The sequence below is a fragment of the Komagataeibacter sucrofermentans DSM 15973 genome, assembly GCF_040581405.1.
Classification (GTDB): domain Bacteria; phylum Pseudomonadota; class Alphaproteobacteria; order Acetobacterales; family Acetobacteraceae; genus Komagataeibacter; species Komagataeibacter sucrofermentans.
In genome coordinates, this window is sequence record NZ_CP137157.1 from 1,269,715 (window position 1) to 1,295,464 (window position 25,750).

23 protein-coding genes are annotated in these 25,750 nt (G+C 64.3%); 10 read left to right on the forward strand and 13 right to left on the reverse strand.

Annotated elements, in window-relative coordinates; translation table 11 throughout:
- Nucleotides 1-6 precede the first annotated feature (6 nt).
- Nucleotides 7-1,902, forward strand: a complete 1,896-nt coding sequence (locus R5N89_RS06130) for a cobaltochelatase CobT-related protein (protein ID WP_110568454.1) — start codon at nucleotides 7-9, stop codon at nucleotides 1,900-1,902.
- Nucleotides 1,903-1,954: 52 nt separating this feature from the next.
- On the opposite strand, the gene R5N89_RS06135 is transcribed toward R5N89_RS06130, so the two are convergent.
- Nucleotides 1,955-3,388 (reverse strand): pyridoxal-dependent decarboxylase, encoded by a 1,434-nt coding sequence (locus R5N89_RS06135; protein WP_110568260.1) that lies wholly within the window; start codon nucleotides 3,386-3,388, stop codon nucleotides 1,955-1,957.
- 97 nt (nucleotides 3,389-3,485) lie between these two features.
- Entirely contained in the window at nucleotides 3,486-4,439 is a 954-nt protein-coding gene (locus R5N89_RS06140; RefSeq protein ID WP_110568262.1) for a bile acid:sodium symporter family protein, read from the reverse strand.
- Between the two features lie 29 nt (nucleotides 4,440-4,468).
- On the opposite strand from R5N89_RS06140, the gene R5N89_RS06145 reads away from it, so the two are divergent.
- Complete coding sequence (locus tag R5N89_RS06145) at nucleotides 4,469-5,461, forward strand: hypothetical protein (RefSeq protein WP_244192118.1); 993 nt, start codon at nucleotides 4,469-4,471, stop codon at nucleotides 5,459-5,461.
- Between the two features lie 211 nt (nucleotides 5,462-5,672).
- Here R5N89_RS06145 and mfd read toward each other — a convergent pair whose 3' ends face one another.
- Nucleotides 5,673-9,155 carry a transcription-repair coupling factor gene (gene mfd, locus R5N89_RS06150; RefSeq protein ID WP_110568266.1) on the reverse strand — a complete coding sequence of 1,161 codons (3,483 nt, stop codon included), beginning with the start codon at nucleotides 9,153-9,155 and terminating at the stop codon, nucleotides 5,673-5,675.
- On the reverse strand, nucleotides 9,152-9,463 hold the full coding sequence (locus R5N89_RS06155) for a succinate dehydrogenase assembly factor 2 (protein WP_110568268.1): 312 nt from the start codon (nucleotides 9,461-9,463) through the stop codon (nucleotides 9,152-9,154). The genes mfd and R5N89_RS06155 overlap by 4 nt, the downstream gene beginning before the upstream one ends.
- Nucleotides 9,464-9,568: 105 nt before the next feature.
- Here R5N89_RS06155 and recG point away from each other — a divergent pair, with 105 nt between their 5' ends.
- A complete protein-coding gene (recG, locus tag R5N89_RS06160; protein ID WP_110568269.1) occupies nucleotides 9,569-11,716 on the forward strand; it encodes an ATP-dependent DNA helicase RecG in 2,148 nt (715 codons plus the stop codon).
- Here the strand turns inward: recG and R5N89_RS06165 are convergent.
- Nucleotides 11,655-12,389 carry a TetR/AcrR family transcriptional regulator gene (locus tag R5N89_RS06165; protein WP_244192119.1) on the reverse strand — a complete coding sequence of 245 codons (735 nt, stop codon included), beginning with the start codon at nucleotides 12,387-12,389 and terminating at the stop codon, nucleotides 11,655-11,657. The two genes, recG and R5N89_RS06165, sit on opposite strands and share 62 nt — an antisense overlap.
- 380 nt (nucleotides 12,390-12,769) lie before the next feature.
- Between R5N89_RS06165 and R5N89_RS06170 the strand changes: the two genes are divergently transcribed.
- Nucleotides 12,770-13,453, forward strand: a complete 684-nt coding sequence (locus tag R5N89_RS06170) for a cold-shock protein (RefSeq protein WP_110568272.1) — start codon at nucleotides 12,770-12,772, stop codon at nucleotides 13,451-13,453.
- Nucleotides 13,454-13,682: 229 nt separating this feature from the next.
- Here the strand turns inward: R5N89_RS06170 and smpB are convergent, their stop codons facing one another.
- The 4 genes from smpB to R5N89_RS06190 all read right to left on the reverse strand — a co-directional run bounded on the left by smpB (nucleotide 13,683) and on the right by R5N89_RS06190 (nucleotide 16,797).
- Nucleotides 13,683-14,177, reverse strand: coding sequence for an SsrA-binding protein SmpB (gene smpB / locus R5N89_RS06175; protein ID WP_110568273.1), 495 nt, complete (start codon nucleotides 14,175-14,177; stop codon nucleotides 13,683-13,685).
- Between the two features lie 3 nt (nucleotides 14,178-14,180).
- On the reverse strand, nucleotides 14,181-15,059 hold the full coding sequence (gene dapA, locus R5N89_RS06180) for a 4-hydroxy-tetrahydrodipicolinate synthase (protein WP_110568456.1): 879 nt from the start codon (nucleotides 15,057-15,059) through the stop codon (nucleotides 14,181-14,183).
- Between the two features lie 152 nt (nucleotides 15,060-15,211).
- Nucleotides 15,212-16,057, reverse strand: coding sequence for a prephenate dehydratase (locus R5N89_RS06185; protein ID WP_110568275.1), 846 nt, complete (start codon nucleotides 16,055-16,057; stop codon nucleotides 15,212-15,214).
- Nucleotides 16,054-16,797, reverse strand: a complete 744-nt coding sequence (locus R5N89_RS06190) for a 3-deoxy-manno-octulosonate cytidylyltransferase (protein WP_110568276.1) — start codon at nucleotides 16,795-16,797, stop codon at nucleotides 16,054-16,056. The genes R5N89_RS06185 and R5N89_RS06190 overlap by 4 nt, the downstream gene beginning before the upstream one ends.
- 137 nt (nucleotides 16,798-16,934) lie before the next feature.
- On the opposite strand from R5N89_RS06190, the gene R5N89_RS06195 reads away from it, so the two are divergent.
- The 3 genes from R5N89_RS06195 to serA all read left to right on the forward strand — a co-directional run bounded on the left by R5N89_RS06195 (nucleotide 16,935) and on the right by serA (nucleotide 19,610).
- Nucleotides 16,935-17,441, forward strand: coding sequence for a cytochrome c family protein (locus R5N89_RS06195; RefSeq protein ID WP_110568277.1), 507 nt, complete (start codon nucleotides 16,935-16,937; stop codon nucleotides 17,439-17,441).
- Nucleotides 17,441-18,250, forward strand: coding sequence for an inositol monophosphatase family protein (locus R5N89_RS06200; protein WP_110568278.1), 810 nt, complete (start codon nucleotides 17,441-17,443; stop codon nucleotides 18,248-18,250). The genes R5N89_RS06195 and R5N89_RS06200 overlap by 1 nt, the downstream gene beginning before the upstream one ends.
- A 94-nt stretch (nucleotides 18,251-18,344) precedes the next feature.
- A complete protein-coding gene (gene serA, locus R5N89_RS06205; RefSeq protein WP_110568280.1) occupies nucleotides 18,345-19,610 on the forward strand; it encodes a phosphoglycerate dehydrogenase in 1,266 nt (421 codons plus the stop codon).
- A 94-nt stretch (nucleotides 19,611-19,704) separates the two neighbouring features.
- On the opposite strand, the gene R5N89_RS06210 is transcribed toward serA, so the two are convergent.
- Together R5N89_RS06210 and R5N89_RS06215 are read right to left on the reverse strand one after the other, a co-directional pair.
- A complete protein-coding gene (locus R5N89_RS06210) occupies nucleotides 19,705-20,076 on the reverse strand; it encodes a hypothetical protein (RefSeq protein ID WP_146220191.1) in 372 nt (123 codons plus the stop codon).
- 25 nt (nucleotides 20,077-20,101) lie between these two features.
- Entirely contained in the window at nucleotides 20,102-20,428 is a 327-nt protein-coding gene (locus tag R5N89_RS06215; RefSeq protein ID WP_110568282.1) for a superinfection immunity protein, read from the reverse strand.
- A 148-nt stretch (nucleotides 20,429-20,576) separates the two neighbouring features.
- Here R5N89_RS06215 and R5N89_RS06220 point away from each other — a divergent pair, with 148 nt between their 5' ends.
- Entirely contained in the window at nucleotides 20,577-21,083 is a 507-nt protein-coding gene (locus tag R5N89_RS06220; protein ID WP_078523993.1) for a hypothetical protein, read from the forward strand.
- Nucleotides 21,084-21,229: 146 nt separating this feature from the next.
- Here the strand turns inward: R5N89_RS06220 and R5N89_RS06225 are convergent, their stop codons facing one another.
- On the reverse strand, nucleotides 21,230-22,591 hold the full coding sequence (locus R5N89_RS06225; RefSeq protein WP_110568284.1) for an MATE family efflux transporter: 1,362 nt from the start codon (nucleotides 22,589-22,591) through the stop codon (nucleotides 21,230-21,232).
- A gap of 181 nt (nucleotides 22,592-22,772) precedes the next feature.
- On the opposite strand from R5N89_RS06225, the gene R5N89_RS06230 reads away from it, so the two are divergent.
- The gene (locus R5N89_RS06230) at nucleotides 22,773-23,939 is read left to right on the forward strand and encodes a restriction endonuclease subunit S (protein ID WP_110568285.1); all 1,167 of its coding nucleotides are present in this window, start codon (nucleotides 22,773-22,775) and stop codon (nucleotides 23,937-23,939) included.
- Nucleotides 23,940-23,959: 20 nt separating this feature from the next.
- On the opposite strand, the gene R5N89_RS06235 is transcribed toward R5N89_RS06230, so the two are convergent.
- A complete protein-coding gene (locus R5N89_RS06235) occupies nucleotides 23,960-24,490 on the reverse strand; it encodes a metallophosphoesterase (RefSeq protein ID WP_110568286.1) in 531 nt (176 codons plus the stop codon).
- Between the two features lie 210 nt (nucleotides 24,491-24,700).
- Here R5N89_RS06235 and R5N89_RS06240 point away from each other — a divergent pair, with 210 nt between their 5' ends.
- The gene (locus tag R5N89_RS06240; RefSeq protein ID WP_110568288.1) at nucleotides 24,701-25,750 is read left to right on the forward strand and encodes an AI-2E family transporter; all 1,050 of its coding nucleotides are present in this window, start codon (nucleotides 24,701-24,703) and stop codon (nucleotides 25,748-25,750) included.

Genomic DNA, 25,750 nt, shown 5'->3' on the forward strand with positions numbered 1-25,750 from the left:
GCACGCATGCGCGAGAACCGGAACAAGACCCCCAACCCGCAGGCCGAGGATGAAGCCCGCACCGCCGAGTGCTTCAAGCGCGCCACGGTTGGCGCCGTGCGGGCCGTGGGCGGTCAGGCCCAGACCGAGGTCTCGTTCCTCAATGGTCCCGTGCCGTCCGGCGTGTCGGTCACCGGTACGCATGTGCGCCTGCCCCACCCCTCGCGTCGCATGACCGAGGCGGAAATGACCCGCATGCGCGGCGCTGCCGATGCCGCCGCCCTGCGCCTGCGCCATCATAACGCGCCGCTGCATGAAAGCGCCCGCCCCCCTGCGGGTGAAGCGCGCGAAGTATATGACATGCTCGAGCAGGCCCGGGTGGAAAGCCTTGGCGCGCGCCACATGGCCGGTGTGGCCGCCAACCTTGATGCCCGCCTGGCGCAGGAATGCGCTGATATGGGCCTTGACCGCCTGCCCAGTCACACCAAGCTGCCCACCCCCTTCGCCTTGGGGCTGCTGGCGCGGGAGCGCATGTCGGGCCATCCGGTGCCGCAATCCATGCATGACCTCATGGCGCGCTGGGTCGATGACCTGCCGCCTGCTGCCCGCCGCGCCCTTGACGAGATGGCGGCACGGCAGGACAGCCAGCAGGAATTCGCCCAGGCCGCGCGCAGGCTGCTCATGGCGTGCGACCTGCTCCAGCAGGAAACCACGCCCGAGGAAGGGGCGGATGACGGTACGAACGATGCCGAGGCCGCCAGCAGCGATGATGAGGAACCCGCTGAAGACACCACCCCCGATGCCCAGGAAGATGGCCCGGAGGAGGACGACGGCAACCAGCCCATGCAGATGTCGCAGGGCACGGGTGCCAGCGATGACGAACCCGATGATGGCGAACAGGGTGGCTCGGCCAGCGGGTCGGAAGAGGCCGGTGGCCCTGCCGAGGGTGAAGCGGAGGAGGCTGAACCGCAGCGCGGCTACCATGCCTTCACCACCGTTTATGACGAGGAAATAGCCGCCGAGGATCTGTGCGATGCGGAGGAACTGTTCCGCCTGCGCCAGACGCTCGACCAGCAGCTTGTCAGCATGCAGGGCGTGGTTTCCAAGCTGGCCAATCGCCTGCAGCGCAAGCTCATGGCACAGCAGACCCGCGCGTGGGAGTTCGACCTTGAGGAAGGCATGCTCGATGCCGGGCGGCTTTCGCGCATCGTGGTCAATCCCATGCTCTCGCTGTCCTACAAGCGCGAGCGTGATATGGATTTCCGCGATACGGTGGTCACGCTCCTGATCGATAACTCGGGTTCCATGCGCGGTCGCCCCATCTCGGTGGCGGCCATGTGCGGTGATATTCTGGCCCGCACGCTCGAGCGTTGCGCGGTGAAGGTTGAAGTGCTCGGCTTCACCACCCGTGCGTGGAAAGGTGGCCGCAGCCGCGAGGCATGGGTTCAGGCGCACAAGCCTGAAAATCCGGGGCGGCTGAATGACCTGCGCCATATCATCTACAAGGCGGCCGATATGCCGTGGCGGCGCGCGCGGCGCAACCTTGGCCTGATGCTGCGCGAGGGGCTGCTCAAGGAAAACATCGACGGTGAAGCCCTGCTCTGGGCCCAGCGCCGCCTTGCCAGCCGCCCGGAAGGCAGGCGCATCCTGATGGTGATTTCCGATGGTGCGCCGGTGGATGACAGCACGCTGTCCGCCAATCCCGGCTCCTACCTCGAGAACCACCTGCGCGAGGTCATTGCCCATATTGAGACGCGCACCAGCACCGAATTGCTGGCCATCGGCATTGGCCATGACGTGACGCGCTATTACCGTCGCGCCGTAACCATTACCGACCCCGAGGAACTTGGCGGCACGATGATGAAGAAGCTGTCCGAACTGTTTGGTGAGGAAACAGCACGGGGTGCGCGCCGGAGAAGCTGAAGGTTTCCGGCTCCCCTGCCCCGCGCCATGTAACCGGCGCGGGGCTTTTTTTTCAGCCTGCGACCAGCCTGCGGTCGGCCAGTTCGAGCAGGGCGTCGAGCATGCGGTCAACATCTGCATTGGTGGTGCGGTGGTTGACGATGGCTGCCCGCACGGCCTTGTGCCCGTTGATGATGGTGGTCGAGGGGGCCGCGATCCCGCTTTCATGCAGGTCTTTCACCACCTCGGCATTGAAGTGGTCCAGGTCCTCCACGGGCGCGATGATGCGGAAGCACACGATGTTCAGGGTCACGGGGGCCAGCAGTTCCAGCCGGGGGTTGGCCTCCACGCGGGCGGCAAGGTGGCGGGCAATGGCGCAGCAGTTGGCAATCATGTCGCCCATGCCATCCGCGCCATAGGTGCCTAGCGTCATCCACACTTTCAGCGCCCGGAACCCGCGTGACAGGTCGGGGCCAAGGTCGCAGTACCACGGGCCGTTGGTGGCAAGGCCCCGGTCCTCGCGCGCAAGATAGGCGCGGGACTGGGCAAAGGCATCGACCTGCGCGCCAGGGCGGCGGACAAGGATACAGCCTGCATCGTACTGTACCTGCGCCCATTTATGGAAATCAAACGCCACGCTATCGGCCCGTTCCAGCCCGCGCAGCCCGGGGCGCAGCGTGTCGGACAGCATGGCGAGCGCGCCAAAGGCACCATCGACATGGAACCAGATGTTCTCACGCGCGGCGATGTCGGCCAGCGTGTTCAGATCATCAATCGCACCGGTATCTACCGTGCCAGCCGTGCCGATCACGATAAACGGTTCAAGCCCTGCCGCCCGGTCGCGCGCGATGGCCTGCTCGAGTGCAGGCAGCACCATGCGGTTGTGTTCATCAACCGGGATCACGCGCAGGCTGTCCGTGCCCAGCCCGGTCAGGTCAAATGCGCGCGCAATGCAGCCATGCGCGGTGGCGGCGGCATAGCCCACCAGTTTGCGGCTGCCCACGCCCGCGGCCCGCATCTTCAGCCCATCGGGCACGGCGCGGCTGGCGGTGATGACAGCAATCATGTTGGCCATGGAGGAGCCGGTCACCAGCAGCCCTGTTGTCTCGGCCGGGAAGCCGCACATCTCGGCAGCCCAGCGGATCACCTCGCGCTCGACCTCGATGGGCGCATGGTCGCGGCCGCCGCAATTGGCGTTCAGCCCGCCCACCAGCAGTTCCGACAGCATGCCCACCGCCGTGCCGCCGCCATGCACCCAGCCCATGAAGCCGGGGTGCACGTTGCCGGTGGAATAGGGTTCGACCAGTTCGCGAAAGCGGGCGTACAGCTCTTCCGGCGGGGTGGGCGCGTGCGGCAGGCCGGTGCGCAACTGCTCGCGCAGGGCGGTTGGCATGGGCTGCCACACCGGGCGCTCGCGCAGGGTGGACAGGCGGTCCATCATGTCATCGACCATCTGGTGGCCCAAGGCCCGCAGCGCATCCCAGTTATCCGGGTCCAGTCCTGTCATCTCTCTCCACCATTTCGTGCGGTTGTCATGCCCGGCGGGCATTATTGGCCTGCCTACATACCGGGCCATGCCGCCATGCGCGAGGGGGAAGATGGGGTCAATCCGCCTTCTCCGCGCCAAAGCGCCGCGCCAGTGCGGCGCAGGCAAAAAGCTGGATCTGGTGGTAGATCATGAGCGGCAGCACGATCAGCCCCACATCGGTGGGTGCAAACAGCACGCTGGCAATCGGCACGCCCGAGGCCAGCGACTTCTTGGAGCCACAGAACACGATGGCAATCCGGTCCGCCCGCGCAAAGCCGCCCATGCGCCCCACAAGCAGTGTCAGCCCCAGCACAAGCGCCAGCAGCCCCGCATCGGCCAATGCCACGCGGCCAAGCTGGGTTGCTGGCAGGCGGTGCCACAGCCCCTGCGTCACGGCTTCGCTGAAGGCGGTATAGACCACCACGAGGATCGACCCCCGATCGGAGAAGGAAAGCAGTTTCTTGTGCCGGTGCGCCCAGCCCCCGATCCACGGCTGAAGGACCTGGCCCGCAATGAACGGCACAAGCAGTTGCCCCACGATGGGCATGATCCCGCCGCCGCCCCCGCTGGCATGGCGGCTGAACACGATGCCCACCAGCACGGGCGTTATGAAAATGCCCAGTATGTTGGACAGTGTTGCCGAGCAGATGGCCGCCGCCACGTTGCCGCGCGCAATCGAGGTGAACGCGATGGAGGACTGCACGGTAGAGGGCAGGCAGCACAGGAACAGCATGCCGGTCCACATCGGGGCATCAAGCAGGCGCGGAAAGGCTGCATGCAGGCCCACGCCCAGCAGCGGGAACATGACGAACGTGCAGAGCAGGATGGCAAGATGGATGCGCCACCCGGTCACCCCCTCTACTACCGCGCGGCGAGACAGGCGCGCGCCCTGAAGGAAAAACATGTTCGCGATCATGATGATGGCGAGGATATTGAACACCCGCACCCCTTCCCCCCGGCAGGGAAGCACGCTGGCCATGGCAACGGTGGCCAGCAGGCATATCAGAAACGAATCAAGTCTGCGGAGCATGGTGAAGGGGAGAGCCTGATGCTATGGAAATGATGCGGAGATTATACCGGATTGCATCCGCAGCCCATTCACGCCACCTTGTACTGCAAATGAAGAAAATATTCATCACCACGGTTTTCGCCGCCCTGTCGTGCATGGGCTCGGCGCAGGCTACCGCCCTGCCCGATACCTGCGCCAGCGCACAGCTTGCCAGTAGCCAGCCGCATGGCGACAATGCGCTTGCGGGCCATAACTACAACCTGGCCCTGGCGGGGAATGTGCACCAGACCTTTCACGCGGGCGATATCGCCGCCAGCGGCACGGGGCTGGGGCCGCTGGCCTTGCGGGATATGGAGGACGTGGCCTCGCTCGTGCTGCTGGCCACGCTTACCGGCCACCACTCGCAGGGGTGCGCGGAGGGGTATTTCATGTCCGCCGCAACCCCCATCATGGACGGTCTGCGCGCGGGCCGCAGCTATGACCTGATCTGGCAGGACGGGCTGCTGAGCAGCGGGGAGACGAAGCTCTCCTTCCACCGCGCGCATCTGCACCTTGTCGGCGCCAAAGGCGACACCGCCCCCGCCACCCTTACGCTTGATACGCAGGGCCTCGGCATAGCCGGTTCGCACAACACGCTTCTGGTCAACGCCCTGCCCCAGCAGGCCACAGCCAATGCCTCGGTGCCCAGCGCGTCGCTCGTGCCGCTCGCCGCAGCCATTGCCGGCCACCCGACAGAGGCTGTGATGGTGCCGCTGCATGTCTCATCGCTCACCGCCCAGCGCGGCGCCATGCAGATTACCGGCAATGGTGATGCCAGCCTGACGGGCAATACCGATGCGTCATCCGCCAATGGCCATATTCAGGTGCAGAATCTGGATGCCGTGATCGAGACCATGCGTAACGCGGGCCAGACCCGTGCAAGTGCTGCTTTGGTGCTGGCCAAGCTGTTCGGGCACAAATCGGCCACGGGCGGCACGGGGTGGGATGTCAACTGGGAGGGAGGTGTCATGACCGTAAACCACATCCCGCTGCCCATTCGCTGACGGGCTTCATGGTGTGATTTATATTCATAAATACCAGCAATAATCCCAACCCGCTTAAAAATGGATCAGGAACCTGGCAGGCTGCATTGGCCTGTCAGGTTTTTTTGTGAAGGGACGCCACCAGCACTGATTGAAAGAAGCTTCCGGGGGCCACCCTGCCTTAAAGGCGGCCCGGACGCTTTCTGTGCGTGTGTTGGTTCTATACCCGCGCTCAGGCCGAAAAGGCCGTCTCCTCATGCACCATCTTGACCAGCGCGCCGAGCACCTTGCGGGCCTGCGTGATGCGCTGTGCGTTGGTCATCTCGCGTATGATGGCCAGCTTGTGGTCGGGGCGCAGGCGCACATTGGCGTCCTTCTGCCTGGCAATCCATGCCACCAGCCCCGCCGGGTTGGCGAAGGTATTGCCCCGGAACTGGATGACCATGCCCTTGGGGCCTGCTTCAAGCCGTTCCACCCCGGCCTCGCGGCACAGGCGCTTGAGTGTCACCACTTCAAGCAGGTTGCGCACCTCATCGGGCAGGGTGCCAAAGCGGTCGACCAGTTCGGCTTCCATCGCCTCGACTTCGGCATCATTGGCCAGTGCCGCGATGCGGCGGTACAGGCCAAGGCGCACCGGCAGGTCGGTCACGTAGCTGTCAGGTATGAGCACCGGCAGGCCAAGGATGATGTTGGGTGTCCAGTCACGGTCCTGCAGCTTGCGCCGCCCCTTTTCGGTGCGCAGGTCGGCCACGGCATCTTCGAGCATCTGCTGGTACAGCTCGATGCCCACTTCGCGGATATGACCCGACTGCTCATCACCGAGCAGGTTGCCCGCCCCGCGCAGGTCAAGATCGTGCGACGCCAGCGTGAAGCCCGCGCCCAGCGTATCGAGTGTCTGCATGACTTCCAGCCGCTTCTGCGCTGCGGCCGAGAGCACATGTGTCTGTGGCCAGGTCAGGTAGGCATAGCCACGCTGCTTGCCACGACCCACGCGCCCGCGCAGCTGGTAGAGCTGGCCAAGACCAAACATGTCGGCGCGGTGGATGATGAGCGTGTTGACCGCAGGCATGTCCAGCCCGCTTTCCACGATGTTGGTGGAGAGCAGGATGTCATATTTGCCATCGCTGAACTCGGTCATCACCCGTTCCAGCTCGGTTGGCGTCAGGCGGCCATGGGCCTGCACCAGCCTGGCGTCGGGCACGATCTCGTGCAGGCGGGCGGCCATGCGGTCGAGATCCTCGATGCGGGGCACAACGCAGAACACCTGCCCGCCCCGGAAGCGCTCGCGCTGGATCGCCTCGCGGATCACCACGCTGTCGAACGGCATGATGAAGGTGCGCACCGCCAGCCGGTCGGTGGGTGGCGTTGCGATAAGGCTCATCTCGCGCACGCCGGTCAGGGCCAGTTGCAGCGTGCGTGGCAGCGGCGTGGCCGAGAGCGTGAGCACATGCACGTCCTCGCGCAGGGCCTTGAGCTTTTCCTTGTGGGCCACGCCAAAATGCTGCTCTTCATCCACGATCAGCAGGCCGAGGTCAGCGAACTTTACGGTCTTGGCCAGCAGCGCATGGGTGCCGATCACGATATTGACCGTGCCATCGGTCAGGCCCTTGCGCACGGCAGTGGCTTCCTTGCCCGTGACCATGCGCGAAAGCTGCGCCACATTGACCGGCAGCCCGGCAAAGCGGGCCGAGAATGTGCGGTAATGCTGGCGGGCCAGCAGCGTGGTCGGCACCACCACCGCCACCTGCGCGCCCGACATGGCGGCGACAAAGGCGGCACGCAGGGCCACCTCGGTCTTGCCAAAGCCCACGTCGCCACATACCAGCCGGTCCATCGGCTTGCCTGAGGCCATGTCGTCGAGCACATCGGCGATGGCGCGGGACTGGTCCTCGGTCTCGATGAAGGGGAAGCGGGCGCAGAATTCATCCCACAGCCCTTCTTCGGGCGTGAGTGCCGGCGCTTCACGCAGGGCGCGCGCGGCAGCGGTGCGGATGAGTTCGCCCGCCATGTCGCGGATGCGCTGCTTCATCTTCGCCTTGCGCGACTGCCACGACACGCCACCAAGCTTGTCGAGCGCCACATGCGCCTGATCGGAGCCGAAGCGGCTGAGCAGTTCGATGTTCTCGACCGGCAGGAACAGCTTTTCGTTGCCATCATAGATCAGGCGCAGGCAGTCATGCGGCGCGGTGCCGACCCCGATGGTCTCAAGCCCGTCGTAACGCCCGATGCCGTAATCCTGATGCACGATCAGGTCGCCTTCCGCGATCTCGGAGGCTTCGGAGATGAACTGGTCCGCCTTCTTGCGCCGCCGGGGCGGGCGCGAGATCCGCTCGCCGAGCAGATCCTGCTCGGAGATGAAGGCGAAATTGTCGGCAACAAACCCGCGCTCCAGCCCCAGCGTGAGCAGCCCCACCGTGCCCGGCTTGAGCTTCTGCGCCTCTTTCCATGTGGCAAAGGTCTGCACCGGCAGGCGGTATTCGCGCAGCAGCACGCCAATGCGCTCGCACGAGCCGCGCGTCCAGGCCGTGACATAGGCGCGCCTGCTGGTCTGCGCCCATTCCTCAACGCGTGCATGCAGCATGGGGAAGACGTTCTCGCGCCCTTCGGTCACGGTTTTGGCGAACATCTGGCCCGGCCTGCCGCCCGCATCCATGCCCGGCGCGCCATCGGGCTGGGCGAAGGGCATGAACACCACGGCCTTCCTGCCTGCAATCATTGCATCCCAGCCCTTGCGGTCGAGATACATCAGGTGCGGTGGTAGCGGGCGGTATGGCACCTCGCCTTCCCGCGTGGGCTGTTTGCGGGCGTCGTAATGATCGGCGATCATTTCCAGCCTTGTGGCCAGCACCTCCTCGGCCTGGTTGGCGAGCGAGATGGTGACACCGGGCAGGTAGTCCACCAGCGTTTCCATATGTTCATGGAACAGGGGCAGCCAGTGCTCCATGCCCGCGTGCCGCCTGCCATCCGATATGTGCTGGTAGAGCGGGTCATTGGCGGCAGCGGGGCCAAACAGGTCGCGCCAGCCGGTGCGAAAGCGCGAGATGGAGGCAGGATCAAGGCTGAAATCGGCCACCGGGCGCATGGTCAGGCTATCGATCTTTGCCGTCGAGCGCTGGGTGCCGGGGTCGAAGCGGCGGATGTTCTCCACCTCATCGCCAAACAGGTCAAGCCGCACGGGTTCGGCATCGCCTGCGGGGAAAATATCAAAAATGCCGCCACGCGTGGCGAATTCGCCCTGCTCCATCACCGTGTCGGTGCGGTTGTAGCCGTGGGCGATGAGCAGTTCCATCAGGAATGGCGCATCAAGGCTTTCGCCGGTTCTGATGGTGATCGACTGCCCCGCAAAGGCTGCGCGCGGGGCCACGCGCTGGATGGCGCCCATCACCGTGGTCAGCACGATGCGCGGCGCGGCGGCTTTTTCCAGCAGGCGGGTCAGGGTTGCGACCCGCTCCGCAATGATGGCGGGGTTTGGGGAGACACGGTCATACGGCAGGCAGTCCCAGCCCGGAAAGCGGAGTATTTCCGCTTTGGGCGCGACAAAGGCCAACTGGTCTGCAATGCGCGCCATGGAGGCATCATCACGGCACACATGCAGCACGGGGCCTTCGTTCTCGCCCAGACGGCGAGCGAGCAGAAAGGCGTCATACCCATCCGGCACGCCCCATACGGGAACGGGGGCGCCGGGTGCGAGCGAGAAACCTGCCGTATCGTTCATTTTCCGCCCCGGATCGCGGCAAGACGGGCGGGATCGGTGGCATCAGCCATGATTTCGCGCATCATGGGCGTATTGAGTTCGGGCGGCACCGGGCGGCGGCCGCTCAGCCAGTCGGCCAGATCGGCATCGGGCAGGTCCATCACGGCTTCGAGCGCGTCAAGCTCGGCTTCGGTCATGCCCTCGAGGCGGGGGGCGACGAACCCACCGATCAGCACGTCGGTTTCATGCGTGCCGCGATGCGTGGCGCGGTAATAGATCTTGCGCCGCCGCGTATCGAGGCGGGAGAGATCAGGCGTTCTGGCTTCCATTGCGTTCCACCCCTGTATGGTTGTGTTTTGTTCCGTAACGCAGGTGTCCTATAGCCCTCATGCGGGCATATGTCAGCCCGCATGACAAGCATGCCACCCCGCAGGATGAACCGCCGCGTGTCCGATACCCCTACCCCGCCCGCCAATTCCCTTCTTGCCCCGCTGCTTGCGGGGATTGAAAGCCTGAAGGGCATGAAACCGGCAACCGCAAAGCTGCTGGCGCGGGTGGCTGGGGGCGGGCGAGTGATCGACCTGCTGTTCCACCTGCCGGAATCGGTGGTGGACCGGCGTTACCGCCCTGCCCTGCGCGAGGCGGAAACCGGGCGGGTGTGCACGCTGCTGGTCACGATTGTGCGCGTGGTGCCGCCCGCCCCCGGCGGCGGGCGCGGCAGGCGGCCGTGGCGCGTGGTGGTGAGCGACGGCACGGCAGAGGCGGAACTGGTGTTCTTCTCTCCCCATCAAGTGCGCAGGCTTGAGGCCGGGCAGGACATCGCCGTATCGGGCACGCTGGAGCGTTTTGGGGAGCGGCTGAGCATGGCGCACCCCGATTATCTGGTGCCGCAGGCGCGGCTGGCTGAAATTCCGCTGCTTGACCCGGTCTGGCCGCTTACGGCGGGGCTGTTTCCCAGCCAGGTGCGCAGCGCCATCCGGGCCGCGTTTGATGTGTTTCCCGCCCTGCCGGAATGGCAGGATGCCAGCGTGCTGGCGCAACGCAGATGGCCCGGCTTCGAGCAGGCGCTGCGCACGCTCCACCGCCCATCTGACTTTCCTGACCTGATGGAGGGCGAGGCGCTGATCGGGGCATCCGAACGCGCCCGGGCACGGCTTGCGTGCGATGACCTGCTGGCCCAGCAGGTTGCCATGGCGCAGGCGCGCAGGCTCAACCGCCTGCGGCCGGGGCGTAGCATTGTGGGTGATGGCAGCCTGCGCACGGTGGCGCTGTCGCGCTTTGGCCATGAACCCACCACGGCCCAGACCCGCACGCTGTCGGAAATTGATGCCGACCTTGCCGCCCCCCGCCAGATGACGCGCCTGCTGCAGGGTGATGTGGGGGCGGGCAAGACGCTCGTGGCGCTGCTGGCCATGCTGGGCGCGGTTGAGGCAGGCCACCAGGCAGCCCTTATGGCGCCGACCGAGATTCTGGCCCGCCAGCATCTGGCCACATTCCAAAAACTCTCGCCCGTGCCGGTGGCGTTTCTCAGCGGCAGCGTAAAGGGCAAGGCCCGGCGCGAGGCGCTGGCCAGCATTGCCGATGGCACGGCCCGGCTGGTGATCGGCACGCATGCCCTGTTTCAGGAAAGCGTGGTGTTTCAGGATCTTGCGCTGGCCGTTATTGACGAGCAGCACCGTTTTGGCGTGGAGCAGCGCGCCATGCTGGGCGAGAAAGGCCACCAGACCGATGTACTGGTCATGACCGCCACCCCCATTCCCCGCTCCCTGCTGCTGACCCAGTGGGGCGACATGCTGGTCAGTCGGCTGGATGTAAAACCCGCAGGCCGCAAGCCGGTGCGCACCTCCCTGCATGCGCTCTCGGCCATGGAAGACCTGCTGGCGGGTCTTGAACGCGCCCTTGCGCGGGGCGCGCGGATCTTCTGGGTCTGCCCGCTGGTGAGCGAGAGCGAAACCGTTGACATTGCCGCAGCCGAGGCCCGGCACCATGCCCTTGCCGCCCATTTTGGCATTGATGCCGTGGGGCTGGCGCACGGGCAGCAGGATATTGCGCTACGCGAGCAGGCCATTGCCGATTTCGCCGCCGGGCGTACGCGCATCCTTGTCGCCACCACCGTGATCGAGGTGGGCGTGGATATTCCCGATGCGACTGTGATGGTGATCGAACATGCCGAGCGGTTTGGCCTGGCGCAACTGCACCAGCTGCGCGGGCGCGTAGGGCGTGGGCAGGCGGAATCCTACTGTCTTCTGCTGCATGACAGCGCGCTCGGCCAGACCGCGCGGCGCAGGCTGGCGCTACTGCGCGAAACGGAAGACGGATTTCTGATCGCTGATGAGGATTTTCGCCTGCGTGGCGGTGGCGACCTGACCGGCAGGCGCCAGTCCGGCCTGCCCGACCTGCGGCTGGCCAGCCCGCTTCATGTTGACATGCTGCTCAGGCTTGCCGCGCAGGACGCCCGCAGGCTGGTCGATACCCCCCCCGACAGGGTACCCCCCGCCCTGCGCGGGCGCAGGCAGGCGGTCAGTTTGCTGCTTGAGCTGTTTGCGCGGGCGCAGGCTGTGCGGGCGATACGCGCGGGGTAGCGGGCGGCTGGCATGCAGGTGGCTTGACCCCCAGCGCTGTTGCCGCCTGCGCCATGTAGAACGTGGTGAACAGGTCCAGCGGCTCGGGCGCATGCTCCATGCGTGAGCGCAGCACCGCCCCTTCCCACCCGATCCAGAAATAGCGCGCGAGCTGCATGCAGGTACGCTTCTGCCCGGTGGTGGCCCGCGTGCCGAAGCTTGCGAGCAGGCAGGCATTCACGCGCTTTTCCCACCCGGTCATGATCGTGAGCAGGAGTCCGTGAAACGAATCGGGCAGCATGTCGATTTCCTGCCCGAGGTTGCCGATCAGGCAGCCCCGGCGGAAACCATGATGCTGCATGCTGGCGCGCGCATCATGCACGAAATTGAGCAGGCGCTGCAGCGCGGGCGTATCTGGCTCCTGCAGCCACAGGTCCAGCCTGGCGTTGAAAGACCGGGCATAGTCCTCGATCAGGACCTGACCGAAATCTTCCTTGCTGCTGAAGCAGTAATAGAACGACCCCTTCGAGATGCCGGTAGCGTGCAGGACATCATCCACGCAGGTCGCCGAAAAGCCTTTTTCTGTCAATAAATCAACGCCTGCGCGGACCAGCATGGCGCGTGTGCCCTCGGGTGCGCGGGCGGTCTTGGGCGGTCGGCCCCGACCGCGCCGGGGGGGTGGTGTATCGGGCATGGCGTTTTTTCTTATCTCGGCAAGGGGGCAAATGCATCATTGATCCACCTCGATAATGTGCGACTGCGTCTAGAAATCAAGTGGAATTGTGCATTTAATTTATATCTTTGCGTTCCCCTCTTTTTGCATTCCTGTCCCTCACAAACAGGTCAGGATGAAAATTCGTGTGGCAACCAAAGGCGGGAATATGCTTTGGTGTTGTTGATGCCGATGCGATTTATGCTAGGGTCACCGTAGGATGGAAAAAGTTTTCCTGAGCCGCACGCCGCCTAAACCCCGGCCCAAGGTCAGACAGGCCAGCCTCCATCCTGCAAACGTGCTTTCATTCGGTGGTGTTCCACAACGGAACATCCGCCACCTAGACCTCGGGATTACGACCGTTGAGAAGTAACAGGACCGACCGCAGCTCCCGCTCCCCGCGCCGCGGCGGGTTTGACGATGATTTCATGTCGTCGCCTTCATTTGGTGATCGCGGCGCCCCGCCGCCGCGCCGCTCCTTTGGTGGTGGAGGTGGTGGTCCCCAGATCGTCGCATCCGGGCCGGAGATCAGCGCCACTGTAAAGTGGTTCAATAGCGAAAAGGGCTTCGGCTTCGTTGAGCTGTCCGATGGTTCGGGTGACGTGTTCCTGCACGCCAATGCCCTGAACCCCACCGGGCATGCCACGGTTTCGCCGGGCACCACGCTGGTTGTGCAGATCGGTCAGGGCCCCAAGGGCCGCCAGGTCGCCGGCGTCCTTTCCGTTGATGAAAGCACGGCACAGCCCGAGCGCCCCCGCAGCGCAGGCTTCGGCGCGGCTCCGGGCGCGCGCGCAGGCTTCTCGCGCTCGGGTCGCCCCGCCCCTGACCTGTCGCACGCGCAGGACATGCGCGGCACGGTCAAGTGGTACAACGCCACCAAGGGCTTCGGCTTCATCACGCCCGAGAACGGCGGCAAGGACATCTTTGTCCACGCTTCCGCCCTTGAGCGTTCAGGCCTGTCCGGCCTGACGGAAGGCCAGACGGCAAACGTGCAGGTTGTTGAAGGCCAGAAAGGCCCCGAAGCAGCCGCCCTGTCGGTCGACTGAATATGTTCCCCTGCCCCACGTCAGCTTCTGGCTGGCGTGGTTGGGTGAATTGATAAAAAAACAGGGCCATTCCTTACGGGATGGCCCTGTTTTTTGTTGGGCGTCATATGAGGTATGTTTAATCCTCGCGACGGGAATTGGCTGCAAATGGGGGCTACTTTGCCCCCTCACCCTGCGTAGAATCTAAACAGCCTCACCAAAAAATTCTGAGTTTCCATCAATCCGTTTTTTAGTCTTCACGTCCCTTGTTGCGCAGCAGGCGGGCCTTGTCGCGGGCCCAGTCGCGATCGGCTATGGCGTGGCGCTTGTCTTCTTTCTTTCGGCCCTCGCCCACACCCAGCGTCAGCTTGGCAAGGCCACGGCTGTTGAAGTGAATATCCAGCGGCACCAGGGTCACGCCGTTACGAGCGGTCTCGCCAAGCAGCTTGTCCACCTGCTTCTTGTGCAGGAGCAGCTTGCGCGGGGCACGCGGCTCGAAGCGTGACAGCACGCCACCCTGATATTCGGGGATGTAGCTGTTGATCAGCCACAACTCCCCATTGCGCTCACCGGCATAAGCCTCGTTGATGGTAGCGCGCCCCATGCGCAGGCTTTTGACTTCCGGCCCCTTGAGCACCAGCCCCGCTTCCACCGTTTCAAGGATGGAGTAGTTGAAGCGGCCCTTGCGGTTCTGCGCGGCGATCCCGGTCGAGATCATGCCGCTGCCTTTGTTTTTGGGTGCCATGGTTCAGTCCAGCAGCCCGACGGCGTCGAGCGCAGCCTTCACCTTTGCCCGGCTGGCATCGGCCAGCGGGGCCAGAGGCAGGCGGCAGGTCTCGCCCATCAGCCCCAATACGCTTGCGGCGAACTTGACCGGCACGGGATTGCTTTCACAGAACAGGGAATCATGCAGCGGCAGCAGCCGGTCCTGCAGTTCCATCGCATCCATCACGTTGCCATCATTCCAGCTCTGCTGCACCTGCGCGCACAGCGCGGGGGCGACATTGGCAGTCACGCTGATGCAGCCATCGCCACCAGCAGCGAGGAACGAGACCGCGGTGCCGTCCTCGCCCGAGATCTGGTTGAACGGCTTTTTCACCGCGCGGCGCACGAGCAGAGGGCGCAGCAGGTCGCCCGTGGAATCCTTGACCCCGATGATGTTGGGATGCAGGGCCAGTCGGGCCATGGTCTCGACCGAGATGTCGATGATCGAACGGCCCGGAATATTGTACAGGATGACGGGAATGCTGATCGCATCGGCCACGGCCATGAAGTGGCGGTACACCCCTTCCTGCGTGGGCTTGTTGTAATAGGGCGTGACCACCAGCACCGCCGAGGCTCCGGCCTTTTGCGCCTGCTGGGCCATGCCCACTGCCTCTGCCGTGCTGTTTGAGCCGGCTCCGGCAATGACCGGCACGCGGCCGCCAGCGGATTTTATGGTGAATTCAACGACTTTGGCATGTTCATCATGCGTGAGTGTCGGGCTTTCGCCCGTGGTGCCGACCGGTATCAGTGCGGATGTGCCCTGCTGGATCTGCCAGTCGATGAAGCGGCCCATGGAAGGCAGGTCAAGCGACCCATCCGTATTCATGGGGGTAATAAGGGCGGTCATGGAACCCTTGAACATGGTTGTTTCCACCTGGATCCTGTGTCTTGGCTATGCGTGCGCCGGTAGGCCCGGCACCATCGTTTTCATGTGCTCTGCCCCGGCGCGGGCAGGCATGGTATCATACAGGCAATGCGGCACGGGGGGCAAAATATGCCCGCCTGCCCTGCCCCTTACGCCCCCCGCCGGAAGGGAGATGCAGGATAGACGCCCAGAATTTCCTGGCGTTCCGAAAAGAATGAAAGCTCGCGCAGCGCCTCGAGCAGCGGGGGCGCTTCGGGGTGGCCCTCCACATCCATCAGGAACTGCGTGGCCGAGAACGAGCCTTCCAGCATGTAGCTTTCCAGCCGGGTCAGGTTCACACCCGTCGTGGCCAGGCCGCCGAGCGCCTTGTACAGCGCGCCGGGCTGGTTATTGACCCTGAACAGCAGCGTGGTCATGAAATCGGGGCCCGGTGGCGGCAACGTGGCTGGCTTGCGCGATGCGATGTAGAAGCGCGTGGTGTTGTGGGTAGCGTCCTCCACGTTGCGGCGCAGGATTTCAAGCCCGTTGAGTTCGGCTGCCAGTTCGGATGCCACGGCCACGTCTTCCCTGCGGCCCCATGCGCGCACCATCTCGGCGGCGCCGGCGGTATCGAATTCCACCACCGGCTCCAGCCCCAGTTCGGTTATCACGCCGCGCACCTGCGCCATGGCAACCGGGTGGGTGTGCAGGCGCTTTACATCGCCCAGTTTGGTGCCGGGAATGCCCAGCAGGCAATGCTCCACGCGCTGGAAATGCTCGCCCACGATGAACAGCCCCGCCTGTGGCAGCAGGGCATGAATATCGGGCACGCGGCCCGCAAGGCTGTTCTCGCAGGCCAGCATGGCCAGTTCGGCCTGCCCGTCATGCACGACGGCAATGGTCTGGGCAAAGGTCTGGCACGGCAGCGTGGTCCAGCCCGGCCGTGCCATGCGGCAGGCAAGGTCGGAATAGGCGCCGGGCCGACCCTGGAAGGCGATGATGTGTTCCCCGCTCATGCAACTGCTCCTAGCATCTGGCGCGCGCGTTCAAGATCGGCGGGGGTATCGACCCCGAAGGGTGCCGTGGAGATGCGGGTGCAGCCAATGGTCATGCCAGCCTCAAGCGCGCGGAGTTGTTCAAGTTTTTCACGCTGTTCCAGCCCGCTCTCGGGCAGGCTGACAAAACGGGCGAGCGCCGCGCGGCGATAGGCGTACAGTCCGACATGGTGCCATAGCGGACCGTATCCCCACGGTATGGGCATACGCGAAAAATACAGCGCGCGCGTCACGGCCTGAGGCGCATCGCTGCCAAAGGCACAGGCCACCTTCACCACCGAGGCCGCTTTCGCCTCCGTCTCGTCGCACACGGGCGCAACAAGGGTTGCAATATCCACCGCGCTATCGGCCAGCGGGCGCAGCACCGCGCGCAGGCAGTCAGGGTCGATGCCCGGCAGGTCGCCCTGCAGGTTGATGATGGTGTCATGCCTGCCGGTCGGGTCAAGCGAGCCGAGTGCCTGCCAGATGCGATCCGAGCCGGAGGGCAGATCCGGATTTGTCAGGATGGCGGTGCCACCCGCGTGGGCCACTACATCGGCAATGGCGCGGTCGGCGGTGGCAACGGCAACCGGGCCGATGCCTGCTGCCTGCGCGCGCTCGAGCACATGCACGATCATGGGGCGGCCCGCGATATCGGCAAGCGGTTTGCCCGGCAGACGGGTCGAGGCCATCCGGGCCGGAATCAGGACAATAGGGTTCATGGGGTCTGGGTCTGGGCCATCCGTAATCTGTCGCGGCGGCACGGGCCGCCTGCCGCCGGTGCATGCTTCACACCGGGCGCGCGGCAGTCTAGGTAAGGAGCGGTTTACATGCAACCGTGGGAAGGACGCCCGACTTCATGGACAGTACACGCCTTAACCAGATCGGGGTTGCCTGCCTCATTGCCGTGGGGGTGGTAGGCGCAAGCTGGGGTATTGCCCATACGGCCGTGCCCGAACCCCTGCCCGCGAAGGCTGGCGTGGCCATACCGCATCCGGCAGCCCCCGCGCCGGGCGCCTCCATTGATGATCTGGTGGCGAAGGCCAGCGTGGAAAAGGGCCATGCCCTGGCCGACAGGCAGTGCGCCATGTGCCACAGCATGGCGCCAGATGGCCCCTCCATCATCGGGCCTGACCTGTTTGGCGTGTTCGGCACGCATGTGGGTGATATTCCCGGCTATGACTTCTCGGATGCGCTCAAGGCGCACAAGGACGAGACCTGGACCAACGCCACCCTTTCAACCTGGCTCAAGGGCCCTGCCGATTACGCATCGGGCACCAAGATGTCCTTTCCCGGCATTGCCTCGGAAACCGACCGCGCGGACGTGATCGCCTATCTGCGCTCGCTCAGGCCGGAGACCCCATGATGAGCGCCCTGCCCGCCGGTTTCCCGCGTGATGCGGTGCTTGAAGCCGCCCTTGCCGCCGCCGATGTGGCCCGCAGCGTGGTGCTGCCCTTCTTCCGCCGTGGGGTCATGGCGCATGACAAGGCCGATGCCAGCCCCGTCACCATCGCCGACCGCACGGCGGAGCGCGCGATTCGGGCGGTCCTGTCCGAGCGCCTGCCCGGTTTTGGCATCATGGGCGAGGAATTCGGCCTTGAAGGGGGGGAAAGTCCCTATCGCTGGGTCATCGACCCGATTGATGGCACCCGCGCCTTCCTGACCGGTCGGCCCACTTTTGGCACGCTCATCGCGCTGCTGCACAATGATGTGCCGCTGCTTGGCATCATCGACCAGCCGGTCACGGGCGAGCGCTGGATCGGCCTGCGGGGCGAGGCGACGCGCTTCGTCTCCGCCCTGCCCGGCGCACCGCGCACGCGGGCCTGCGCTGACGTGGGGCAGGCCGAACTCTCCTGCACGGCGCCTGAAATCCTTGATGCCCCGCACCGTCCCGGCTTTGACGCGCTGGCGGCAGCGGCCCTGCGCACAAGCTGGGGTGGCGACTGCTACGCTTACGGCCTGCTGGCGCTGGGGCAGATCGACATCATTGCCGAATGCACCATGAAGATATGGGACTGGGCCGCCCTCGTGCCGGTGGTGGAAGGCGCTGGCGGCCGTATGACCGACTGGGCAGGCCAGCCCCTGCGCGCCAATGGCGATGGCACGGTGCTTGCACTCGGTGACGCTGGCCTCCTGCCGCACGTGCGCGATCTGCTCGTGCCGTGCGCGGGCTGAGGGCACGAATTCATCTTTCCCCCTAGCGATGGCGCGGCCAATCGGATAGGGACGACCTACCTTCTTGACCGTATTCAGAGCGGGAGCACGCGACATGACCAGCCCATCCACCGGCCACCTTTCCCTTCCCAAGGACAAGATCCGCATCCTGCTGCTTGAAGGCATTCATGACAGTGCCGTCAACCTGCTGAAGGAAAACGGATACGAGAATGTTACCCGCCTCAAGACAGCGCTGGAAGGCGAAGCCCTGCAGAAGGCGCTGGAAGGCGTGCATATCGTGGGCATCCGCTCGCGCACGCAGCTCACGCGCGAGGTGATCGAGAAGGCCGACCGCCTGATCGCCATCGGCTGCTTCTGCATCGGCACCAACCAGGTCGATCTCAATGCCGCGCGTGAGGCTGGTATTCCCGTATTCAACGCGCCCTACAGCAACACCCGCTCGGTGGCCGAACTGGTCATGGGCGAGATCGTGATGCTGATGCGCCGCATCTTCCCCAAGTCGCAGGAATGCAATGCGGGCATCTGGAAAAAATCCGCCACCAACAGCTGGGAAGTGCGCGGCAAGACGCTGGGCATCGTGGGCTATGGTTCCATCGGCTCGCAGCTTTCCGTGCTGGCCGAAGCCTTTGGCATGCGCGTGTTCTACTATGACGTGATCGACAAGCTGGTGCATGGCAATGCAACGCCGGTCGATACGCTCGAGACCCTGCTGGCCCAGAGCGACGTGGTCAGCCTGCACGTGCCCCAGACCCCCGAGACCGCCGGCATGATTGGCGAGGCCCAGATCCGCGCGATGAAGAAGGGCTCCTTCCTCATCAACAACGCGCGCGGCAACGTGGTGGACCTCGATGCGCTGGCTGCCGCCCTGAAGGATGGCCATCTGCTCGGTGCGGCCATCGATGTGTTCCCCAAGGAGCCCAAGCAGGCGGGCGAGCCGCTGGAAACCCCGTTGCGCGGGCTGGATAACGTGATCCTGACGCCGCATATCGGTGGCTCCACGGCGGAAGCGCAGGAGCGCATCGGCGTGGAAGTGGCGCGCAAGCTGGTGGAATACTCCGATATCGGTTCCACGCTGGGTGCGGTGAACTTCCCCACCGTGCAGTTGCCCGAAAACCCGCACGGCACGCGCTTCATGCATGTGCACCGCAACGTGCCGGGCATCATGCTGCAGATCAACGAGATCTTCTCCCGTGAATCCTGCAACGTCACCGCGCAGTACCTGCAGACGGCGGGTGAACTGGGTTACGTGGTGGTTGAGGCCGATACCGGCCGCGATGTGGAAAAGGACAACCGCATCCTTGACCGCCTGCGCGAACTCAAGGGCACGCTGCGCGCGCGCCTGCTGTACAAGCAGCAGTAAAAGCGCGTTCCGGATATTTTTCCGGGCAGCTTTGACGAAAAAAGGGGAGCACGCCAATCGGCTTGCTCCCTTTTTTCATGAGGGTGGCAGAAGATCAGGGAAGCTGGACGATGCGGCTTTCGGTTTCCCGATCGCCGGACCTGATTTCAACACTGCCCTTTGCGCATAGTGGGTAAGCCTTCACTACGGGCTCGATCAGGCGGAAGATGGCTTCGGCATCAGGTCCGTACAGAAAGATCTGCGCGGCTTCGGGCCCAAATTCATGCCCGTCCAGAACGCCTGCATCGCCGAGCACGTCTTCTATTTCATCTTCAAGGGTGCTGAGGTCATATTCTTCATAGACCTCCGGCGGCAGGTCATTATTGCCTAGCGTAATGATGACGGCCTGCGTGTTGGAAGACATCGTATTATCCTGCCATGTGTTCAGATGAATATATACAGTATTGAACAATATGGCGGCGGACAAGGACGGTCCCCCTCTCCTCAATGACTTATGGCACGCTCAGGAACGTGGCCGGTTCGCTTCGGCGCAGGCGCGCATGGCGGCGGGTATCGGTCTCGAGCAGGCAGGCCATGAGCAACGCGATTACCCATCCAATCCCAGTCATGCCCAGGGTGCAGTTCACCACCGCTACCACCGCCGCATGATGCACCTTGCGGCGGCACGCGATGAAGGTCGGCAGCAGGAACAGCACCATGCTGCATGCCAGCACAAGCACGGCGCCGACAAGCAGGGTCGTGCCGATCTCCAGCCCGGTGCCCTGTACGGACTGCCAGCCACGGTAGATCTCATAGGTGGAGGGAACATGGATATTCATCACGCTTCATGCTAACCCTAAAGGTAGGCGTGCCGCCACATCGCATGGTACGTTGGGAACTGGCATGCAGCCCTTGCATGCCGGACGGCTTTGTATTTGTCGGGGTTCGCTACAGTGCACGGTTATGTGGACCCTCAGGGGGCAACCTGTGATCTGGGGTGATTTCCAAGCGGTAATCCAGCTATCGGCCGGGCTGAATGTGGCCATTCTCAGCTTTGTCGATATCAGCCTGCCCGCCATAAAGGAACGCAGGCGCGTCTTTGCCAAGGCCCGGCAGGAACTCGAACTGCACCGTAGCGGCACCGACCACCAGCATCCCGATGATGCCGAGGACTATGCCGCCGCCGTGCAGGAAATGGACCGCAAGCTTTTCATGTTATGGCAGGAATCCTCCACCTTCATCCGCGAGGAGGAATCCCTCATCCGCTCCACCGGCGTGCTGGGCGTGTTTGGCGCCGTGCTGAGCCTGGGGTTGCTGTGGTATTCGGCCGTGCATTACAGCGGGGTGATCTCGCTCATGGGGCGGGTGCTGATCATCCTGTCCTTCTGTTCGCTGCTCGGTGCCTTCCTGATCAATTTCATGACCGCATCGCAGGCGGGCGTGTTTACCAAGAAATGCAATTCCATCCGTGAGGAAATGCACAAGCGCCTGTAAAAGCCTGTTTGAAAAACTGGAATTAAAAGAGGTTTGTGGTGAAGCTTTTTTCAAAAAGCTTCAAAAACGTAGCATCCAGAACTGTTATTCTGTTTTCCCAGTGATTTATTTTCCAGGCGGAATGGCGAGGCCAGGCAGCGCTTTTCCTACCCTTTTCGCTCTGCCCGCTTCATGCGCCACAGGATGCGGGTGCCATGGAGCACGAATACCGTCACAAGCCCGATGCCAATGCCATACCACAGCCCCTGCACGCCCATGCCCTGTTCAAAGGCAAGGAATATGCCGGCGGGAAAGCCAAGCCCCCAGTAGCCGATAATGGCCAGCACCATAGGGACGGTGGTATCGCCCTGCCCGCGCAGGATGCCCGTGGCGATGGCCTGGAGGGCGTCCGGCACCTGAAAGGCCGCGCCAATCAGCAGCAGCGTGAGCGCCAGATGCACCGCCTGCGCGTTTTCCGGCAGGGCCGCATCGAGATAGAAGCCAATGATACCCTGCCGCCCCAGCGCCAGGATGAGGGTGGTCACGCAGGCTACCCCCAGGCCCAGCAACATGCCCGCGCCCGCAGAGCGGCGCACCATGGCCGGGTCGTTGCGCCCCGTCCAGTAACCCACGCGTATGTTGCTCGCCTGCGCCATGGCCAGATACAGCACGAAGCACTGCATGCCGATGCCCAGCATGATCTGGAACGCCGCCAGCCCGGCATTGCCCAGCTTGGCGGCCTCGAAGCTGTTGGCCTGGAACAGCGTGACCTCCGCCATCGCGGCTGCCAGCATGGGCAGGCCGGTGCGCAGCAGGGCGCGCGTATGCTCCCAGTCATGCGCGCGCGGGCGCAGTGTCGTACGCAGTTCGGGCCTGCGCGCCATGAAGGCCAGCAGGATGAGGGGCATGCACCACAGGGTGATGACGGTCGCCACCGCCGAGCCGTGCAGCCCCAGCGCGGGCAGGCCAAACCAGCCATGGATGAGCGTTGCGTTCAACACCCCGTTCACCACCGTAATGCACGGCATCACCCGCATGAGAATGCCTTGTGCCCCCATGACCGGCAGCGCCGTGGTCAGCACGCCCTGGCCGAGCAGCGCTGGAGGCACCGCCCACATCAGGATATGCACGAAAGCGGTCACCGGCGCGCGGATGGCCTCGGGCTCGTGCAGCCATGCCAGAAGCCGGTCGATATGGTACAGGCAGAACAGTTCCGGCCCGCACAGCATGATGGCAACCACAAGCATGGAGGTGATTGTGGTGCCAAGGCTTGCATGGTCCTGCCGCCCGCGTGCCTGCGAGAGCAGGATGCCACCGGCTTCGATCATGGCGGCAAGGATGGCGTTGAGCGTGAAAAACGTGCCCGTGGCCAGGCCGCCAATGGCCAGCGCTGCGGCGCCAAGGCTGCCGAGCAGTACGTCATCGGTCAGCCCCATCAGCATCTGGGCGAACTGTGACAGGCCCATCGGTCCGGCAATGGCAAGGATGGAACGGAATTCCGCCCCGAAGGATGTGGTTGGACGCGTCATGAACCCCCTGCTTCACCCATGGCCCCGCCGGGGCACGATCATGTGCGGCACGCGGTATGGTGCTTGGGGTGGGGTTTATACGACCCTATGGCGCACGGCCAGCAGCCATGCGGCGCAAATGCCTGTCATGGTATATTTTTTTATATGGCGGCCCGGCCGGGGCCAACAGTAAGGAGGGGGCATGAAGTGCGATGACAGCCCGCCCCCGTCATGGCCCGTGGTGCCGCTGGGCGCCCTTGTTGAATGCCTCGATGCCGGGCGCGTGCCCCTTAACCGCGCGCAGCGGGCGCTGCGGCCGGGAGTGGTGCCCTATCATGGAGCCAGTGGCGTGACCGGTCATGTCGATCAGGCGCTGTTTGATGGCACGCTCGTGCTGCTTGGCGAGGACGGCGCGCCTTTTTCTGACCCCACGCGTGATGTCGCGTTCTTTCATGAAGGACCGTTATGGGCAGGCAACCATGTGCATGTGCTGCGCCCGCGCGCAGGCGTGGATGGCCGCTTTGTGGCGCATGCCCTCAATACCCTGCCCTATGGCCCGTATGTGGAGGGGGCCACCCGCGCCAAGCTGACGCGTGCGCGCATGAACAGCCTGCCTGTTCCCTGCCCTTCCCTTGCCTGCCAGCGCCTCGTGGCCGACCGGCTGGACGTGAGCCTGCAACGCATTGACGGGCAGTTGCGCGCGCTGGATGAGCTTGATGATCTGGCACGCGAGCAGGTTCAGGCCATCATCGCGCAGGCCATGGGGGCGGCATACGGCACGCGACGGCTGCTGGGGCATGTGTTTGACATTACCGGCGGTGGCACACCCGCCACGACCCGGGCCGCCTACTGGGGCGATGACGTAACATGGCTGACACCGGCGGACCTGCCGCCTGGCCCACCCGGCTGGGTAACGCGGGGGCAGCGCAGCCTTTCGGCGGCGGGGCTGGCGGCGTGCCGGGCCATAATGGTGCCCGCGGGTGCGCTGGTGGTATCAACCCGTGCCCCCGTGGGCCGGGTGGGGCTGGGGCGCGGCCCGCTTGCGGTCAGCCAGGGATGCAAGGCGCTGGTGCCGCGCGGATGTGGGGTGGACCTGCGCTACGCGGCGCTGACGTTATGGGCGGCAGGGCCGGAACTGCGCCGCCGCGCGGGGGGGAGCGTGTTTCCTGAGATGGATACGGTCACGCTGGCTTCGCTGGAACTGACCCTGCCACCGCTACCATGCCAGCGCAGGGTGGCGCAGGCGGTCTGGACACAGCTGGAGCAGGTTGCGGCACAGGCTGCTGAACGGGTGCGACTGGAGGGGCTGCTGCATGAATATCGCGTTGCTGTCCGGCGGGCAGCGATGGGCGCGGGGCCTGAGGCATGATGCAGCCGGGGCATGTGGCCTCAGGCGGGGCGTGCGGGCGGAGCCAGGGCGCTGATGGTTTCAGCGATGTCATTGAATTCCGCGGGCCGGTAATCCCACACATCTACCCCCACATCACAGGACAGGCTGGTGGGTGTGAACCTGTCATGAACATGACCATAAAAATGCAGGCTGTCGTGCCAGAAGCCATTCCATTCCGCGATGGGATAATGAAACAGCACCACCCTGCGGCCATCGAGCTTGAGTTCCGCATAGGCCTGCGATGACGCCCGGCCCGGCCAGGTCCGCACGGCCTCGCTACCGTGCTTGCCCCAGATCAGGTGCTTGCGGCCATTCAGCCGGGGCAGGATCGCTTCGGCCCGCTGCGTGCCGTGCGCCACGTCGCCAAGGTGCCACACGTCATCATCAGGGCCGACGGTGGCGTTCCAGTTGCTGACCAGGGTTGCATCCATCTCCGCCACCGTTTCAAAGGGGCGCTTTGTGTAGCGGATGATATTGGCATGGCCGAAATGGGTATCGGCGGTAAAAAAGGTCTTTGGGCGGCGGGGCATGTCGCGTCAGGGCCATTAGGGAGAATGGGCGGGGAATGGACCAGCTTGCGCCTGCGGGAGCAAGATGGATGATGTCTTTTTGTAAACCGGACCTTTACCCTGTGCTGACATGACAACAACGATGCAGGCCATCTGCCAGAACGTAAGGCCTGCCTGTCATGGCATGATATGACAACCTTTCACGAACCCCAGCAGGATAGAACACACCATATGGACGAAAACCGGAACCGGACCCAGTATATCGGCACCTTCATATTTGTATGCGCGGTCCTGCTGTTTTCCGCATGGATCGAGCAGTCATTCCTGTTTGCCTTCGTGTGGGGGGGTATTCTTACCATCACCACCTTTCCGCTCTATACCCGGCTGGTCGGGCGCGGCATGGGCCGTGGGGCGGCGGCAGGGCTGATCGCGGCAGGCATCTTCGCGCTGCTGGCGGTGCCCATGATCGCCATGGCCGTGCGGGCGGGGCTGGAAATTCCCTCGCTCATGGCGTGGGGGCGCGCCGCGTTGCATGATGGCATTCCCGTCTCGCCGCAGATTGATGAAATTCCGCGCATTGGCCCGAGGTTGGCCGGGCTGTGGCAGCGCTACCTGTCCGACCCCGATGAACTGCGGCACTGGACCAGCGTGGTATCGCACATGGTGGCCACCGGCGATGGCCGCGAGCTGCCGCACCGCCTTATGGAAATGACCGAAACCTTCGTCATCGCCACGCTGTCGGTCTATTTCTATCTCCATGCCTCGCAAACGCTCATTGCCGATATCCGCGCGGTCGGGCAGCGTTTTCTGGGTGAGCGCGCGCGTGATGTGATCCGCAACACCGTGGGCGCCGTGCGCGGCACGGTCGCGGGGCTGGTGCTGGTGGGGCTGGGCCAGGGCGTGCTGGTGGGCATTGGCTACTTCATTGCAGGCACCCCGCACCCTGCCCTGCTCACGCTGCTTACGGCGGTGGTCAGTGTCATCCCCTTCTGCGGGCCGATCCTGCTCTGTGTGACCACGCTCATGACCTTTGCGGCCAATGGCGTGATGCAGGCGGTGATCGTGGGCGTGATCGGCACCATTGCCTATGGCGCGGGCGACCATTTCGTGCGGCCCAAGCTGATCAGTGGCAGCACCAGCATCCCCTTCCTTGCGGTGCTGACGGCCATTCTGGGTGGCCTGCATGTGTTTGGCCTGCTCGGGCTCTTCATCGGGCCTGCGGTCATTGCCGTCGCCCTGTCGCTGTGGCGCACGGCGGCAGCGGAAGAACGCGCCCGTTAA